The organism is Methylocystis echinoides (assembly GCF_040687965.1).
In the GTDB taxonomy this organism is placed as follows: domain Bacteria; phylum Pseudomonadota; class Alphaproteobacteria; order Rhizobiales; family Beijerinckiaceae; genus Methylocystis; species Methylocystis echinoides_A.
The window spans coordinates 1033672-1049017 of record NZ_CP156084.1; the positions used below are offsets into that span (position 1 = coordinate 1033672).

A 15346-nucleotide genomic window follows, 5' to 3' on the forward strand; every position below is an offset into this window, starting at 1 on the left:
GATAAGAGGACAAACGCCCCAAAAAGCCTCGCCCTCATTGCTGGGTCCCTGAAGTTCTTCGTCTCAAAATTCAAACCGAAACGCTACCCGCCGCCGCGTCATCTTGACGCTTTGTCGCTGACCCTTTGCAGAGTAGGACTTTGGGACATGGCGCGAATCGAGATCGTTCCAGTTTCCGGGCTTTCGCAATTTCTAGCCTTTTGCAGGCTGCCGCGCCTTCTCTATAAGGGCGCGCCGGGCTTTGCCCCGCCGCTCGACGTCGAGCGCTGGACGCTGTTCGCGCATTTCCTCAACCCGCATTACAAGCTCGTCGAGGATCAGAAATTCCTCGCCCGCCGCGACGGCGAATGGGTCGGCCGCATCTCGGCGCATGTCTATAAGACCGGGATCACGCCCGTCGGCGCGAGCCCCGCGCAATTCGGCGCGCTCGACGCGATCGATGACCCCGAGGTCGTGCGGGCGCTGACCGAAGCCGCCGAGGCCTGGCTCAAGGCGAAGGGCGCGACCCGGATCAACGGCCCGTTCTCGCCGACGATCAACGGCGAATGCGGCCTGCTGGTCGAGGGCTTCGAAGCGACGCCCATGATCTTCATGCCCTGGCATCCGCCCTATCTCTCGCGCCATCTGGAGGCGCTGGGCTATGGCAAGGCCAAGGACCTCCTCTCCTATCGCTTCGCCATCGAAGAGACCCTGCTCAACGAAAAGCCGCGCATCACCAGCCGCAAGGAATGGCGCGATCGGCTGACGCTGCGCCCGCTCGACAAGAGCAAGCTCAAGACCGGCGAGACCGCGCTGATGGAGGAACTGTTCAACGACGGCTGGAGCGGCAACTGGGGCTTCGTGCCCTTCACCAAGGCCGAATTCGACTCGACGGCCGACGCGCTCAACCTCGTCATGCCGCCCGAATTCGGCATCGTCGCCGAGCTCGACGGCAAGCCGCAGTCCTTCGTCATCGCGCTGCCAAATCTCTTCGAGATCGTCGCCGACTTCGACGGCAGGCTGTTGCCCTTCGGCCTGCCCAAACTGATTTCGCGCATGCGCAATCACAAGTTCAACGCCGCGCGCATCGTTCTCCTCGGCACGCGCAAGGCCTTGCAGAACAGCGCCACCGGCGGCGCCATACTGCTCGGGATGATCGAGGAAATGCGCCGGCGCGGGGCCTCCGCCTCGATCAAGCATCTGGAGGCGGGCTGGGTGCTCGAGGACAATATGGCGATGCGCCGGCCAATCGAGATGTTCGGCGGGAAGGTCGACAAGGTTCACCGCATTTATGAGAAGCAATTCGGAGCATCGCCATGAACGGCATTTCGGTCACCGCCCAGGGCGCCGACCGCTCGCATGTCGAGCGCCGCCGGCAGATCCTCGAGAAATATCCGCAGGTGCGCGCGCTTTTCGGGCGTGACCCGGTCACCTTCAAAATCACCGCCGGCATCTTTCTCGGCCAGTTTCTCATCGCCGCCTGGCTCGGCTGGCTCGGTCTCTCCTATTGGTGGCTGTCGCTGATCCTGGCTATTTGCGTCGGCGCCTTCGCCAATCACGCCAATTTCGTCATCATCCACGACGCGATCCACAATTGCGTGTTCGAAAGCCCTCTCGCCAATAAATGGACGGCGATCCTTGCCGATCTGCCCAACGCCTTCCCGACCGCGATGGGCTTTCGTTGCTACCACATCAAGCACCATTCGCATCTCTCGGCCTATGACTACGACGCCGACATCCCGAGCCATTGGGAAGTGGAATGGGTCGGCGACAGCGCCTGGCGCAAGGCGGCGTGGCTGTTCGGCTTCCCCGCGATCCAGCTCGCGCGCCTGTCGCGATTGAAGGGAACCGTGCCGATCATGGGCAAATGGACCTATATCAACATCGCGGTCATCATCGCCTTCGATCTTTTTATTCTCTGGGCCTTCGGCCCCAACGCGCTGCTCTATCTGTTCCTGTCCTTCTGGTTTTCGGTCGGCGGGCTGCATCCCTTGAGCGCGCGCTGGCTTCAGGAGCATTTCGCCTTCGGCCCCGACCAGGGAACCTTCGACTATTATGGGCCGCTGAACAAACTGGCGCTCAATATCGGCTATCACAACGAGCACCATGATTTTCACGAAATTCCATGGACGCGGTTGCCCGAGTTGAAGGCGATGGCGCCGGAGTTCTATGACACGTTGCGGTGCCACCGCTCCTGGGTGGCGCTGCTCGTCACCTTCATCTTCGACCCGACCTATTCGCTCGGCACGCGCTCCGAAAATGTCGCGCAGGCGGCGGAGCGGGACGCCACGGTCGCCGCGGCGGCGGAGTAAGTTAACATGGCCCAGGACATCAGAACCGAAGCGCTCGACGCCTCGCCCCGCCTCTTCGAAAACGACCTGCTCGACAAGCTCTCGCGCGTGCATCACCTCACGCCGGTCATCGTCTACACGCCGATCATTCTGGGGCTCGTCTTTTATTCGCTGTCGTCGATGGGGATCGGACTGCTGCTGCTCGGACTCGTCATCGGCTACGTCGCCTGGACGCTGACCGAATATTTCGGCCACCGCTATCTGTTTCACACGGTGTTTCCGCTGCCGTTCGGGCTCGGGCCGCGGTTCCAGTTCCTGATCCACGGCGTACATCACATCTATCCGAACGACCCGCTGCGGCTCGTGATGCCCCCGCTCCTGTCGGGGCCGATCATGCTCATCGCACTTGCGATCACCCGCCTCTTGTTCGGCGCGACCTTCGCCTGGCCGGTGCTCGCGGGCTTCATGGCCGGCTATGTCGCTTATGATTGCGTGCATTACTGGACGCATCACAGCCAGCCGACCTCCGACTTCGGAAAATTGGTGAAGCGGCTGCACATGCTGCATCATTTCCGCGACGCGGAGAAAGGCTTCGGCGTGCACGCGATCTGGTGGGATTACGTGTTCGGCACGGCCTACAAGAAGGACGACACGCCGGGCGCGAAGGCGGTGTGAGCATCTCCCCCACCGACCCCGCTTCGCGGGGCCTCCTTTCGCCTAAAGGGATCGCCTTTTGCCGCGCCTCGGACTGCTTGTCGAAGCTGCGCTATCAACATCGCACTCCAAGGACCCTCATCCTGAGGAGCCCGCGTAGCGGGCGTCTCGAAGGATGAGGAGCCCGCGTAGCGGGCGTCTCGAAGGATGAGGAGCCCGCGTAGCGGGCGTCTCGAAGGATGAGGAGCCCGCGTAGCGGGCGTCTCGAAGGACGAGGGGCCGGATGGACCGGCGGCATGCTCTCGGCAAGCGGCCCCGCAGTTCGCCGGCCGGCGCGCAGCCCTCGTCCTTCGAGACGCCGCCTTTGGCGGCTCCTCAGGATGAGGACTGCTAGTGTAGGGTCAGGACCTATTAATTTTGGCGGCGGGCGCCATCTGCATCGCAGCCGCCGTCGCCTTCTATCTCAATCAATGAGTCCTGAGCCTAGCTTCCGCCCACGCCGGTGTGATACCTAACATGCGAGGAGAAACCCTGTAAGGAACTGGGGCTGCGATGCTGAGAGCGATTATCTGTTTAGGTTGCGGATTAATGTCGCTGGGAACCGCGCGAGCGCAGTATGTAAATCCGATGGTGCAGCACCAAGTCATAAACCCAACAGTTCTCGCCCCTTCAGCCCGTCATGCCTTGCCACAAGGGCACGTGAGGGTTGTCCCTCCGGGCAAGCAGAATGGTGTGCGGCACTCGCGCCCTCACGCACATCATCCATGGCACCATGCCGTCCCTCATCATCGAAGCCATCACCACGTGACCCCCTTCATTACCACTCATCCGTGAAGGCGATGCGCGCGGCCGCCTTGCAGAGCTTCTCCAGCCTGTCCCCGTTCGACGCCGTGCCTAACTCCACGTCTGCAAAGTCGCCGCAAACATGGTCGGTCTGACCGTCCACAACGATGAACCGCACGACCGCACGCTGACACAAGACGGGGGCGCCAAGCTAGAGGCGAGCCGTATCCTTCCTTCCCTGCGAAGCGCGCCGAGTAGGGTCCAGAGCGTCACCCCTGCCCCGTCCGCCGGAACCACTCGTCTTCCGAGATCACCTCGATCCCCAGCTCCTCCGCTTTGGCAAGCTTGGAGCCCGCGCCAGGACCCGCGACGACGAGATCGGTTTTCTTCGACACCGACGCTGCGACCTTGGCGCCGAAGCGCTCGGCCTGCGCCTTCGCCTCGTCACGGGTCAGACGCTCGAGGGAGCCTGTGAACACCACCGTCTTGCCGGCGACCGGCGACGACGATGCAATTTCCGGCATGGGCTCGAGCCGCACCTGCGCGAGCAGCGCGTCGAGCTCTTTCTCATTATGCGGCTCGGCGAAGAAGTCGTGCAGCGCCTCGGCGACGGCCGGCCCGATTCCGTCGATGCAGTCAATCCGCGCCCGCGCCTCGGAGCCGGGCGCCGCCTCCCGCGCCGTCTCCCGCAACGACTCGAAATCGCCGAAATGGCGGGCGAGTCGGCGCGCATTGGTCTCGCCGATATGGCGGACGCCCAGCGCATAAATGAAGCGATTGACCGGAATGCGCCGCCGCGCCTCGATGGCGGCGAAGAGATTCTTGACCGAGGTTTCGCCGAATCCCTCGCGGTTTTTGATCCTGGTCAGGCTTTTGCGGTCACGCTCCTCCAGCGTGAAAATATCAGAGGGCGTGTGGATAAGCCCCTCGTGATAGAAATACTCGATCTGCTTGTCGCCGAGCCCTTCGATGTCGAAGGCGTTGCGCGAGGCGAAATGCTTCAATCGCTCCACCGCCTGCGCGGGACAGACGAGCGAGCCGGTGCAGCGGCGCACGACGTCGGCCTCGCCGGTCTTTTCGTCGATCTCGCGCAACGCCGCCGAGCCGCAGCGCGGGCAGACATGCGGAAATTCATAGGGCTTGGCCTGCGGCGGCCGCCTCTCGGTCACGACCTCAACGATTTGCGGAATGACGTCGCCGGCGCGCTGCACGACGACGGTGTCGCCGATGCGAATGTCCTTGCGGGCGATCTCGTCCTCATTGTGGAGCGTTGCGTTCTGCACGACGACGCCGCCGACCGTCACCGGCTCCAACCGTGCGACAGGGGTCAACGCGCCGGTGCGCCCGACCTGAATTTCGATGTCGCGCAGAATGGTCGTCGCGCGCTCGGCCGGGAATTTATGCGCCACCGCCCAGCGGGGCGCCCGCGAGACGAAGCCGAGCCGCGCCTGGAGCGCAATGTCGTCGACTTTGTAGACGACGCCGTCGATGTCGTAGCCGAGCCGCGCGCGATCCGCCTCGATTGCGTGATATTGAGCCAGCATTTCGTCGACGCTCCGGCAGAGCCGCGTGCGCGGATTGACCTTGAGGCCGAAGGCTTTGAACGCCTCCAGCACGCCCCATTGCGTTGTCGCCGGCAACGCGCTGACCTCGCCCCAGCCATAGGCGAAAAAATGCAGCGGCCGCTCCGCGGTGATTCGCGCGTCGAGCTGGCGCAGGGAGCCCGCCGCGGCGTTGCGGGGATTGGCGAAAATCTGCTTGCCCGCCGCCTTCTGGCGTTCGTTGAGCGCGGCGAAATCGGCGTGCGTCATATAGACCTCGCCGCGCACCTCCAGAATCCGCGGCGCGCCATCGTGAAGCCTCTCGGGCGCTTCCTTGAGCGTGCGAATATTCGCCGTGACGTCCTCGCCCTCATAGCCGTCGCCGCGCGTTGCGGCCTGAACGAGGCGGCCGTTTTCATATCGCAGAGAGCAAGACAGACCATCGATTTTCGGCTCGCCCGTGCAGGCGAGCGGCGCGCTTTGCGGCAGGCCCAGAAAGCGGCGCACGCGCGCGACGAAATCCTCGACCTCTTCATCGGAAAAGACATTGCCGAGCGAAAGCATCGGCGCGGCGTGTTTCACCTTGGCGAATTTTTCCGACGGCTTGGCGCCAACCTTTTTGGTCAGCGACTCCGCCGAGACGAGCTCGGGAAACGCCTTCTCCAGCGCTTCGTAACGCTGGCGCAGCGCGTCGTAATCGGCGTCTGAGACGACCGGCGCGTCTTCCTGATAATAGCGCCGGTCGTGTTCGGCGATCTCTTCCCCGAGCCGCGCATGTTCGGCGCGCGCCTGGCGGGCGGTCATTTCTTCGACGGGTTTGGAAGCGGGGGGCGTTCTTTTCATTCGACGTGATGGCGCGGCCGTCGTTGAGAGGAGGCGAAGCGATATCCTCTCGAGCCGAGAATTGGACGGTCCCCCGCCCCTCACGGACTTTTCGGAGTGCTTCGCTTTGCGTTCACACGCAACCTATCGCGCCACGGGCCTTTTCGCGAGACCCTTACGCCGCCGCCTCCGGCGCGGCGCCGACGAGCCGCCGCGCCTCCTGCGCGCTGATCGGGCGCCCGAAGGCGTAGCCCTGCGCATAGCCGCAGCCGAGCTGATAGAGCTCGATGGCGTCGGCCTCCGTCTCGGCGCCCTCCGCCACGACGTCCATGCCGAGGTCCTGCGCCAGCGCGATGAGCGAGCGCAGGATGACGGGACGGGCGCCCTTGCCGCTCTGTTTCACGAAGGAGCGGTCGATCTTGATCGTGTCGAAGGGGAAGCGCTGGAGATAGGCGAGCGACGAATACCCCGTGCCGAAATCGTCGAGCGCCAGCCCGGCGCCGAGTTCTTTCACGCGCGCCAGCATCTGCGCGGCATATTCGGGATTCTCCATCACGAGCCCCTCGGACAGCTCGAGCTTGAGGCTGCCCTTCACGACATTGTGGCGCATCAGCACGCTTTTCACGTCGCGCAGCAGGTCGTGACGCAGCAATTGCCGCGAGGAAACGTTGACAGAGGCGAAGATCGGCGGATCGACGGCGAGCGCCCGCTGCCAGGCGGCGAGCTCCCGCGCCGTTCGCTCCAGCGCCAGCAGGCCAAAATCGATGATGAGCCCCGTCTGCTCTGCGACGGGCAGGAATTGCGCCGGCTCGAGACGGCCGAGCCTGGGGTGATCCCAGCGCAAGAGCGACTCGAAGCCGGCGATGGTGCGGTCTTCGAGCCGTACGATCGGCTGGAAGAAGACTTTCACTTCGCCGCGCTCCAGCGCCCGGCGCATATCGGCTTCGAGCGTCACCCGGTCGGAGCGCTGCACGCGCATGGAGGGGCGGAACACCTCGATCCGGTTGCCCCCCGTGCGCTTGGCGAAGCGCATGGCGATCTCGGCGTCGTCGAGCATGTCGCTCGCGCCGGGATGCGTCTGCTGGTCGTAGAGGGCGATGCCGATCGAAGCGAAAAGCGCGATCTCGCGGTCGGCGAAGCGCACCGGCGTCGCGAGCGAGCGCCGCACCGAATCCGCCAGCGTGATCACATGGTCGGGATGCGTCTCGGAAACCAGGATGATCGCGAAAGTGTCGCCATTCAGCCGGGCCAGCGTGTCCTGTGGCTGCAGAAGGCGGGTGAGACGGTGCGCGACGGTCAACAGAATGCTGTCGCCCATGGCGACGCCAACCTGCTCATTGATCTGGCGGAACCGGTCGATGTCGATGACGAGCGCCGTCGGGCGCACGTCCTTGTCCATGCGCGCGAAGACGAGCGCCGCCTCGAGCCGGTCGAAGAACAGCTCCTTGTTGGGGAGGCCCGTCAGATTGTCGTGGACGGCGTCGTGGAGCAGGCGCTCCTGGGCGTTGCGTTCGTCGGTGACGTCGGTGAGCGTGCCCACGACGCGGATGACTTCCCCGTCCGGCCCGACGACGGGGCGCGCGCGCAATCGGTAACAGAGATAATGGCCGTCGGCCGCGCGCAGGCGGAACTCCTGATTGATGCGCCCGCGGCGCTGCTCCAGAAGGGCGTCGAGACAGGCGCGATAGCGGTCCTGCTCGAAGGGGTGCAGCAGATCGAGCCAGGAGGAGGCGGCGCCCTCGAGCCCGCCGCGGTCGAGGCCAAGGGCCGCCTCGGCCTCCGGGCTCACATAGATGTGGTCGGCCGGCACGTCCCAGTCGAAAACGATCTCATTGGCGCCGGTCATGGCCAGCGCCTTGCGCTCGACGTCGCTGATCGCGCCATGTGACAGGCCGCCTGTCGCGAAGGCGTTTTGCATCACGGTGAAGCCGATCAGCATGACGATGAGCACCAGGCCGCCGACCAGCGCCGGCGAGACGAGGTCGTTCGTCATCCAGCCCGCCACGGCGAATCCCGCCGTCGCCACCCAGACGACGAGCAGGAACCAGGTCGGGATGAGCATGATCGCCCGCTCGAACCCATGCGAGGCGAGATAAAGCACCAGAACGAAGCCGACGACGGCGATCGTTGCGAGCGAGATGCGGGCGACGCCCGCCGCGACGGGCGCGTCGAACAGGGCAAGGCCGACGAGATCGAGGAGGATCAGCAGCCAAAGGGCCGCGACATGCCAGGCGCGCACATGCCAGCGGGCGAGATTGAGATAGGCGAACAGAAAGACGACGAGCGTCGCGGAGAGCACCGTCTCGGCGCCGGCGCGCCAGATGCGGTCGGTGTTGGCGTCCGAGCCGAAGATCTTGTCCCAAAAACCGAAATCGATGCAGACATAGGCGAGCACCGCCCAGGCGAGCGCGGCGGCGGCCGGGAAGATCACCGCCCCCTTCACCACGAAGACGATGGTGAGGAAGAGGGCGAGCAGGCCGGCGATGCCGATGACGATGCCCTTGTAGAGCGTCAGGCTCGTCACCTTGTCCTTATAGGCCTCGGGCTCCCACAGATAGAGCTGCGGCAGGTTGGGCGTGCGCAGCTCGGCGACATAGGTGACCGTCGTTCCCGGATCGAGCGTCAGGCGGAAGACGTCGGCGTCGGCTGAATCCTCCGCCTCGGGCGGGAAGCCCTGGCTCGCGGTAATCGCGGAAATGCGGGTCGAGCCGAGGTCGGGCCAGATGACGCCGGAGCCCTGGAGCCGGAAATGCGGGGCGACGAGCAGGCGCTCGATCTGCTCGTCGGTGTCATTGGTGAGCGCGAAGACGATCCAGTTCGGCCGGCTGCCGGCCTCGCGGGCGCCGACTTCGATGCGGCGCACAATGCCGTCCGACCCGGGCGCGGTGGACACCTGCAGGCGGTCGGTCTGGGACGAATGCTTCTCGACGACATGGGTGAGGTCGATCGCCCGCGCGCCCTGCGGCACGCGCACCGATTCAACGCAGAGGGCTGCGGTCGTCGTGGCCAGAAGGGCGAATAGGGCGATCAGAAGCTTGTGAAGACGCACATTCTCTTCTCGGCTGCGGCCTGCTGGCTGGCTCTTCTCTTGTCGAGCGGTCGTTCTTAGCTACGGATCGCGGCCAGGGCGCGACAAATGCGGGGCGAAAATGCAGCCCAAGGTTGTCCGTCAGCCCGAAGCCCTGGTTCTTCGGGGCGCCCGCCCGGCGGGACCACAAGCGGCGGACGCCTAAAGCACTAGAGCTTCCCAGCCTGTTCCGCAAGCTGGATTCAAACCAGGGGAAAATGCGGTATGGTCTTTGCGAGGGGAGGTCGGCTGCGCTTGCGGAGGGCGAAGGCCGCCAATATACGCTTTCAGGGCGTCGGCAGCGCGGCGCGCGCGGATTTCCCGACAAAGGGCGAACGGCAGTTTCGCGACGGTCCGGCCGCGGGCGTCGCCTTGTGGGTGGGAATGATTAAGGATGCGTAGCGCTCTCGGCGGTCCCCGCCTTCTGCTGCGCCGGTTGCGCGAGATCAGCGCGGAGCCGGTGAGCGCGCAGACGCGTCTCGACAAGATCGTCGTGCAGATCGCCGCCAATATGGTCGCCGAGGTCTGTTCCGTCTATGTCCTGCGCGCCGACCAGCGGCTCGAACTCTACGCCACCGAAGGCCTGAACCGCGAAGCGGTCCACCAGACGACGATGCACGCCGGCGAGGGCCTCGTCGGCCTTATCGCCCGCAGCGCCGAGCCGCTGGCGCTCTCCGAGGCGCAGGACCATCCGGCCTTCGCCTATAAGCCGGAGACGGGCGAAGAAGCCTATCACTCCTTCCTCGGCGTGCCGATCCTGCGCGGCGGCTCGACGCTCGGCGTCCTCGTCGTGCAGAACAAAGTCCGCCGCGTCTATTCCGAGGAGGAAGTCGAGGCGCTGCAGACGACGGCGATGCTGCTCGCCGAGCTCATCGCCTCGGGCGAGCTGCAGGCGATCGAAGACCCCCGCGACCTCGCCCTTTACCGGCCTGCGACGCTCAAAGGCGCGCCCATGTGCGACGGCGTCGGCCTCGGCCATGTCCTGCTGCATGAGCCGCGCGTCGTCGTGAAGCAGCTCGTCGCCGAGGATCTCACGCGCGAGCTGATCCGCCTCGAACAGGCGGTCGACGCCATGCGCGCCGCGATCGACGAACTTGTCGCGCATGGCGACCGCATGGGCGCCGGGGAACATCGCGACGTTCTCGAGACCGTGCGCATGGTCGCCTATGACCGCGGCTGGGTGCGTCGCCTGCGCGAGGCGGTGAAGTCGGGCCTGACGGCGGAGGCGGCGGTGGAGCGCGTGCAAAGCGACGCGCGTGCGCGCATGCAGCGCCAGACCGACCCCTATCTGCGCGATCGATTGCACGATCTCGACGACATCGCCAATCGGCTGCTGCATCAGCTGACCGGCCAGAGCTATGTCGCCGATCGCGACAGCGTTCCCGAAAACGCCATCATCGTCGCCCGCACCATGGGGCCGGCCGCCCTCCTCGATTACGACCGCGCGCGGCTGCGGGGGCTGGTGCTCGAAGAAGGCGGCCCGTCGAGCCATGTCGCCATCGTCGCGCGCGCGCTCGGCGTCGCGACGGTCGGCCTCGTGCCGGGGATCATCGATCTCGTCGAGACGGGCGATCCGATCATCGTCGACGGGTCCACCGGCGAGGTGCATGTGCGTCCGCAGCCCGACGTGCAGAGCGCCTACGCCGAAAAGGCGCGGCTGCGCGCCCGGCGCCAGGAACAATACGCCAAGCTGCGCGACGTCCGCGCCGTGACGAAGGACGGGGTTGAGATCGCGCTGCACATGAACGCCGGCCTCGCCATCGACGTGCCGCATGTGCATGAAACCGGCGCACAGTCGATCGGCCTGTTTCGCACCGAGCTGCAATTCATGCTGGCCTCGCGCTTTCCGCGCATGGACGACCAGTATCGCTTCTACAAGGGCGTCTTCGACGCCGTGCCCGACCGCCCGGTGACATTCCGGACCCTCGACATCGGCTCCGACAAGATCCTTCCCTATATGGCGAAGATCGAAGAGGAAAACCCGGCGCTGGGCTGGCGCGCCATCCGCATCGGCCTCGACCGCCCGGGCCTGTTGCGCATGCAGCTGCGCGCCATGCTGAAGGCCGGCGCGGGCCGCGAACTGCGCATCATGTTCCCGATGATCGCCAATGTCGCGGAGTTCGAAGCGGCGAAGGCGATCGCCCTGCGCGAGCTCGAACATCTGCGGCGCCATGGCTATGGCGAACCGGAAACGCTGCGGCTCGGCGCCATGGTTGAAGTGCCCTCTCTGTTGTGGGAACTCGATCTCATCGCCGAACGCGCCGATTTTCTCTCGGTGGGCTCGAACGATCTCGTCCAGTACATGTACGCCGCCGACCGTGATAATACGCGGGTCTCCAAGCGCTACGACAATCTTTCGCCGCCGGTGCTGCGCGCGCTGGAGCGCATTGCGGACTCGGGCGGCCGAGCCGGAACGCCCGTGACGCTGTGCGGCGAGATGGGCGGTCGCCCGCTCGAGGCGCTCGCTCTGCTCGCGCTCGGCTATCGCTCGCTCTCGATGTCGCCCTCGGCCATCGGCCCGGTGAAGTCGATGATCCTCAGCCTCGATCTCGACGAGGCGCAGGTCTATCTCGCGACATTGCTCGCCGCCGACGACGGCGCGCCCTCGCTGCGCGAAAAGCTGCGCGATTTCGCCCTCTCGCGCGGCGTGCCCTTGTAGCGGCGCCTTTCTCCAAAAGACGCGCCCCTCTCCCGTTCTCGAAGACCAGACATGTTTGCACAAGACAAGCTCGATCTCATCATGCGCCGCTATGAGGAAATCGGCGAGAAACTGTCGCGCGGCGCCGACGGGCAGGCCTTTGTCGCGCTCTCGCGCGAGCGCGCGACGCTCGACGAGGTCGTGGAGGCGATCCGCGCCTATCGCGACGCCGAGCGCGAGGCAAACGACCTCGACGCCATGCTCGCCGACAGCGCGCTCGACCCCGATATGCGCGCGCTGGCCGAAGCCGAAATCGGCGAGGCGCGGGAGCGGCTCGAAAGGGCCGAGAAAGCCTTGCAGCTCGCCTTGCTGCCGAAAGACGAAGCGGACGAGAAGGGCGTCATTCTCGAAGTGCGCGCCGGCACGGGCGGTGACGAAGCGGCGCTCTTCGCCGGCGATCTTTTCCGCGCCTATCAGAAATACGCCGCGCTGAAAGGCTGGCGCGTCGAGCTCGTCTCCGAGAGTCCCGGCGCGCTCGGCGGCTTCAAGGAAATCGTCGCCGAGATTCAGGGGCGCGGCGTCTACGGCCGCCTCAAATTCGAATCAGGCGTGCATCGCGTGCAGCGCGTGCCGGAGACGGAGACGCAAGGCCGCATCCACACGTCCGCCGCGACGGTCGCCGTTCTGCCGCAGGCGGAAGAGGTCGACATTACGATCGACGACAAGGATTTGAACATCGAGACCATGCGCTCCGGCGGCGCCGGCGGCCAGCACGTCAACAAGACGGAGTCGGCGATCCGCATCACCCATATCCCGAGCGGCATCGTCGTCATGATGCAGGAGGAGCGCTCGCAGCATCGCAACAAGGCGAAAGCGATGAGCCTTCTGCGCTCGCGCCTCTATGACGCCGAGCGTCAACGGCTCGATCAGGAGCGCTCGGCCGACCGCAAGAGCCAGGTCGGCTCCGGCGACCGCTCGGAACGCATCCGCACCTACAATTTTCCTCAGGGACGCGTCACCGACCACCGCATCAATCTCACGCTCTACAAGCTCGATCGCGTGATGGAAGGCGAGTTCGACGAGATCATCGACGGGCTCTTGACCGACCATCAGCAAAAGCTTTTGGCGCAGAGCGCCGCGTAATCCTCGCCCTGTGCCCCATCGCACAAACGCCGAGAACGAAGCCCGTTAGCTTCTCCTCATTCGCAAGGCAAACCGCCGAGCGAAACGCCTGAAAGAGGAGAGCGCCATGTTGAAGAAGATCGCCTTTACCGCCCTTGTCGCCGCCGGCCTGTCGAGCGCCGCCGCCACTCCCGCCGCCGCGATGAGCGACGGCGCGGCCGCCGCCATCGGACTCGGCGCCTTTGCCGCGGGCGCGGTCGCCAGCGGCGCCATGACGGGCGGCTATTATGGTCCCGACGTCGTCTATCGCGATTGCTACACGACGCGCCGCCCGATCTACAATCACTTCGGCGACGTCGTCGGCTTCCGCCGCGTGCGCTATTGCGATTAATTACGCGGTGGTCAGAGGGGCGGCTCTGTTAGGTCGCTCGCTTTTTGGGAAGGGCGAGTCCGGCGAGATACGACGGACTCGGGGGCGCCCTTCAGTTGCCGTCGAAAAGCTGGCCCGCCTCGGTGTACCAGGTCGGATCATAGCCATTGCGCTGTTCGAGAAAATAATTGTCGTTGTTGTGCGCGTCGGGCTGGAGATTGCCCGTCGCCGGATTGCCGGCGCCGTCATCGAGCCAGTTCTTGTTGCTCGTCAAATCCTTGGGCAGCGGGATGGCGTTGGGATCGGCCGCCGCCTGAGGCGCAACGCGCACCCCGGCCTTGCGGGATTTCGCCCATGCGGCGTCGCCGGCGGCGAGCCCCGTCGACAAAGCGAGGCAGAGGGACAGAAAAACGGCGCGGCGCATGTTGAACTCCCGAGAATACAAATATTGAGCGCACCTTATCCGAGACAGGGACGCCTGCGCTAGTGCCGGAAGTGCCGCACGCCGGTAAAGACCATGGCGAGGCCCTGTTCATCCGCCGCGGCGATGACGTCCTTGTCGTTGATCGAGCCGCCCGGCTGAATGACGGCGGTCGCGCCGGCCGCCGCCGCGGCGAGCAGGCCGTCAGCGAAGGGGAAGAAGGCGTCGGAAGCGACGACCGACCCTCTCGCGAAACTCTCGCTCGATCCCGCCGCCTGCGCCGCCTCTGCGGCTTTATGGGCGGCGATGCGCGAACTGTCGACGCGCGACATCTGCCCGGCGCCGACGCCCACCGTCGCCAGGTCCTTCGCGTAAACAATGGCGTTGGACTTCACATGCTTGACGACGCGATAGGCGAATTTCAGATCGGCGAGCTCCTGTTCGGACGGCGCGCGCTTCGTCACGACCTTCAGCGCCATGTCGTCGACCACCGCATTGTCGCGCGATTGCGCGAGAAAGCCGCCCGCGACGCTGCGATAGGCGAGGCCGGCGGCGCGCGGGTCCGGCAGGCCGCCGGTGAGCAACAGGCGCAAATTCTTTTTCGCGCCGACGATCTCGATCGCTTCGTCTTCGGCTTCCGGCGCGATGATCACCTCGGTGAAGATCTTTACGATCTCGCGCGCAGCCTGAGCGTCGAGCTTGCGATTGAGCGCGACGACGCCTCCGAAGGCGGAGACCGGATCGCAGCGCAGCGCCTTGCGATAGGCTTCCTCCAGCGACGCGCCTTCCGCGACGCCGCAGGGGTTCGCGTGTTTGACGATGACGACGGCGGCCGCGCGCGCGGGATCGAATTCCGCGACGCATTCGAAAGCCGCGTCCGTGTCGTTGACATTATTGTAGGAGAGCTGCTTGCCCTGCGCCTGCCGCGCCGTGGCGACGCCGGGCCGCGCCTCGCCGGTGAGATAAAAGCCCGCCGCCTGATGCGGATTTTCGCCGTAACGCATCGGCTCCGACAGTCGCCCGCCGAAGGCGCGCACCGGCGGCGCGGCGTCGCCGATCTCCTGCGCGAGCCAATTGGAGATCGCCGCGTCATAGGCCGCGGTGCGGGCGAAGGCCTTCTGCGCCAGCCGCCGGCGCGTCGCGCTCAGCGTCGCGCCGCCCGTCGCCGCCATTTCGTCGATGACCGCAGCGTAATCGGAAGGGTCGACCACCACGGCGACGTCGTCGTGGTTCTTCGACGCGGCGCGGATCATCGCCGGGCCGCCGATGTCGATATTCTCCACGCATTCATCGAAGGGCGCGCCCTTCGCGAGCGTCGCCTCGAAGGGATAGAGATTGACGACGAGAAGGTCGATCGGGCGGATGTCATGCGCCAGCATCGCCGCTTCATGCTCGGGATTCTCGCGGATCGCCAGCAAGCCGCCATGCACCTTGGGGTGCAACGTCTTGAGCCGGCCGTCCATCATCTCGGGAAAATGCGTGAGGTCGGAAATATCCTTGACGGCGAGGCCCGCGTCGGCCAGCGCCTTGCGCGTGCCGCCCGTCGAGACGAGTTCGACGCCATGGCCGGCGAGCGCGCGCGCGAATTCGACGAGCCCCGTCTTGTCGGAGACGGAGAGAAGCGCTCGCGCGACTTTACGCTGATCGACCGGCATGTT

Annotated in this window: 11 protein-coding genes; 6 read left to right on the forward strand and 5 right to left on the reverse strand. The window is 65.5% G+C overall.

Annotation, left to right across the window (positions count from 1 at the left end; translation table 11 throughout):
* Positions 1-147: 147 nt before the first annotated feature.
* The 3 genes from RVU70_RS04930 to RVU70_RS04940 are packed head-to-tail and all read left to right on the forward strand — an operon-like array spanning position 148 to position 2945.
* Positions 148-1299 carry a hypothetical protein gene (locus RVU70_RS04930; RefSeq protein ID WP_363349962.1) on the forward strand — a complete coding sequence of 384 codons (1152 nt, stop codon included), beginning with the start codon at positions 148-150 and terminating at the stop codon, positions 1297-1299.
* Positions 1296-2291 carry a fatty acid desaturase gene (locus tag RVU70_RS04935; RefSeq protein ID WP_363349963.1) on the forward strand — a complete coding sequence of 332 codons (996 nt, stop codon included), beginning with the start codon at positions 1296-1298 and terminating at the stop codon, positions 2289-2291. The genes RVU70_RS04930 and RVU70_RS04935 overlap by 4 nt, the downstream gene beginning before the upstream one ends.
* A gap of 6 nt (positions 2292-2297) precedes the next feature.
* The gene (locus RVU70_RS04940; RefSeq protein WP_363349964.1) at positions 2298-2945 is read left to right on the forward strand and encodes a sterol desaturase family protein; all 648 of its coding nucleotides are present in this window, start codon (positions 2298-2300) and stop codon (positions 2943-2945) included.
* 796 nt (positions 2946-3741) lie between these two features.
* Here RVU70_RS04940 and RVU70_RS04945 read toward each other — a convergent pair.
* The 3 genes from RVU70_RS04945 to RVU70_RS04955 all read right to left on the reverse strand — a co-directional run bounded on the left by RVU70_RS04945 (position 3742) and on the right by RVU70_RS04955 (position 9119).
* The gene (locus tag RVU70_RS04945; protein ID WP_363349965.1) at positions 3742-3903 is read right to left on the reverse strand and encodes a hypothetical protein; all 162 of its coding nucleotides are present in this window, start codon (positions 3901-3903) and stop codon (positions 3742-3744) included.
* A 73-nt stretch (positions 3904-3976) separates the two neighbouring features.
* Positions 3977-6052, reverse strand: a complete 2076-nt coding sequence (gene ligA, locus RVU70_RS04950) for an NAD-dependent DNA ligase LigA (RefSeq protein WP_363349966.1) — start codon at positions 6050-6052, stop codon at positions 3977-3979.
* Between the two features lie 193 nt (positions 6053-6245).
* Positions 6246-9119 carry an EAL domain-containing protein gene (locus RVU70_RS04955; protein ID WP_363349967.1) on the reverse strand — a complete coding sequence of 958 codons (2874 nt, stop codon included), beginning with the start codon at positions 9117-9119 and terminating at the stop codon, positions 6246-6248.
* Between the two features lie 412 nt (positions 9120-9531).
* Between RVU70_RS04955 and ptsP the strand changes: the two genes are divergently transcribed.
* The 3 genes from ptsP to RVU70_RS04970 all read left to right on the forward strand — a co-directional run bounded on the left by ptsP (position 9532) and on the right by RVU70_RS04970 (position 13288).
* On the forward strand, positions 9532-11796 hold the full coding sequence (ptsP, locus tag RVU70_RS04960) for a phosphoenolpyruvate--protein phosphotransferase (protein WP_363349968.1): 2265 nt from the start codon (positions 9532-9534) through the stop codon (positions 11794-11796).
* A gap of 51 nt (positions 11797-11847) precedes the next feature.
* Positions 11848-12918 carry a peptide chain release factor 1 gene (gene prfA / locus RVU70_RS04965; protein WP_363349969.1) on the forward strand — a complete coding sequence of 357 codons (1071 nt, stop codon included), beginning with the start codon at positions 11848-11850 and terminating at the stop codon, positions 12916-12918.
* A gap of 106 nt (positions 12919-13024) precedes the next feature.
* The gene (locus tag RVU70_RS04970; RefSeq protein WP_363349970.1) at positions 13025-13288 is read left to right on the forward strand and encodes a hypothetical protein; all 264 of its coding nucleotides are present in this window, start codon (positions 13025-13027) and stop codon (positions 13286-13288) included.
* Between the two features lie 91 nt (positions 13289-13379).
* Here RVU70_RS04970 and RVU70_RS04975 read toward each other — a convergent pair whose 3' ends face one another.
* Positions 13380-13691 (reverse strand): cellulose-binding protein, encoded by a 312-nt coding sequence (locus RVU70_RS04975; RefSeq protein WP_363349972.1) that lies wholly within the window; start codon positions 13689-13691, stop codon positions 13380-13382.
* A gap of 59 nt (positions 13692-13750) precedes the next feature.
* Positions 13751-15343, reverse strand: coding sequence for a bifunctional phosphoribosylaminoimidazolecarboxamide formyltransferase/IMP cyclohydrolase (purH, locus tag RVU70_RS04980; RefSeq protein WP_363349973.1), 1593 nt, complete (start codon positions 15341-15343; stop codon positions 13751-13753).
* Positions 15344-15346 lie beyond the last annotated feature (3 nt).

Coding starts and splice junctions, on each gene's coding strand:
- prfA (WP_363349969.1), top strand. CDS start 11,848: ATGTTTGCACAAGACAAGCTCGATCTCATCATGCGCCGCTATGAGGAA.
- purH (WP_363349973.1), bottom strand. CDS start 15,343: ATGCCGGTCGATCAGCGTAAAGTCGCGCGAGCGCTTCTCTCCGTCTCC.
- ptsP (WP_363349968.1), top strand. CDS start 9,532: ATGCGTAGCGCTCTCGGCGGTCCCCGCCTTCTGCTGCGCCGGTTGCGC.
- RVU70_RS04930 (WP_363349962.1), top strand. CDS start 148: ATGGCGCGAATCGAGATCGTTCCAGTTTCCGGGCTTTCGCAATTTCTA.
- RVU70_RS04940 (WP_363349964.1), top strand. CDS start 2,298: ATGGCCCAGGACATCAGAACCGAAGCGCTCGACGCCTCGCCCCGCCTC.
- ligA (WP_363349966.1), bottom strand. CDS start 6,052: ATGACCGCCCGCCAGGCGCGCGCCGAACATGCGCGGCTCGGGGAAGAG.
- RVU70_RS04970 (WP_363349970.1), top strand. CDS start 13,025: ATGTTGAAGAAGATCGCCTTTACCGCCCTTGTCGCCGCCGGCCTGTCG.
- RVU70_RS04975 (WP_363349972.1), bottom strand. CDS start 13,691: ATGCGCCGCGCCGTTTTTCTGTCCCTCTGCCTCGCTTTGTCGACGGGG.
- RVU70_RS04935 (WP_363349963.1), top strand. CDS start 1,296: ATGAACGGCATTTCGGTCACCGCCCAGGGCGCCGACCGCTCGCATGTC.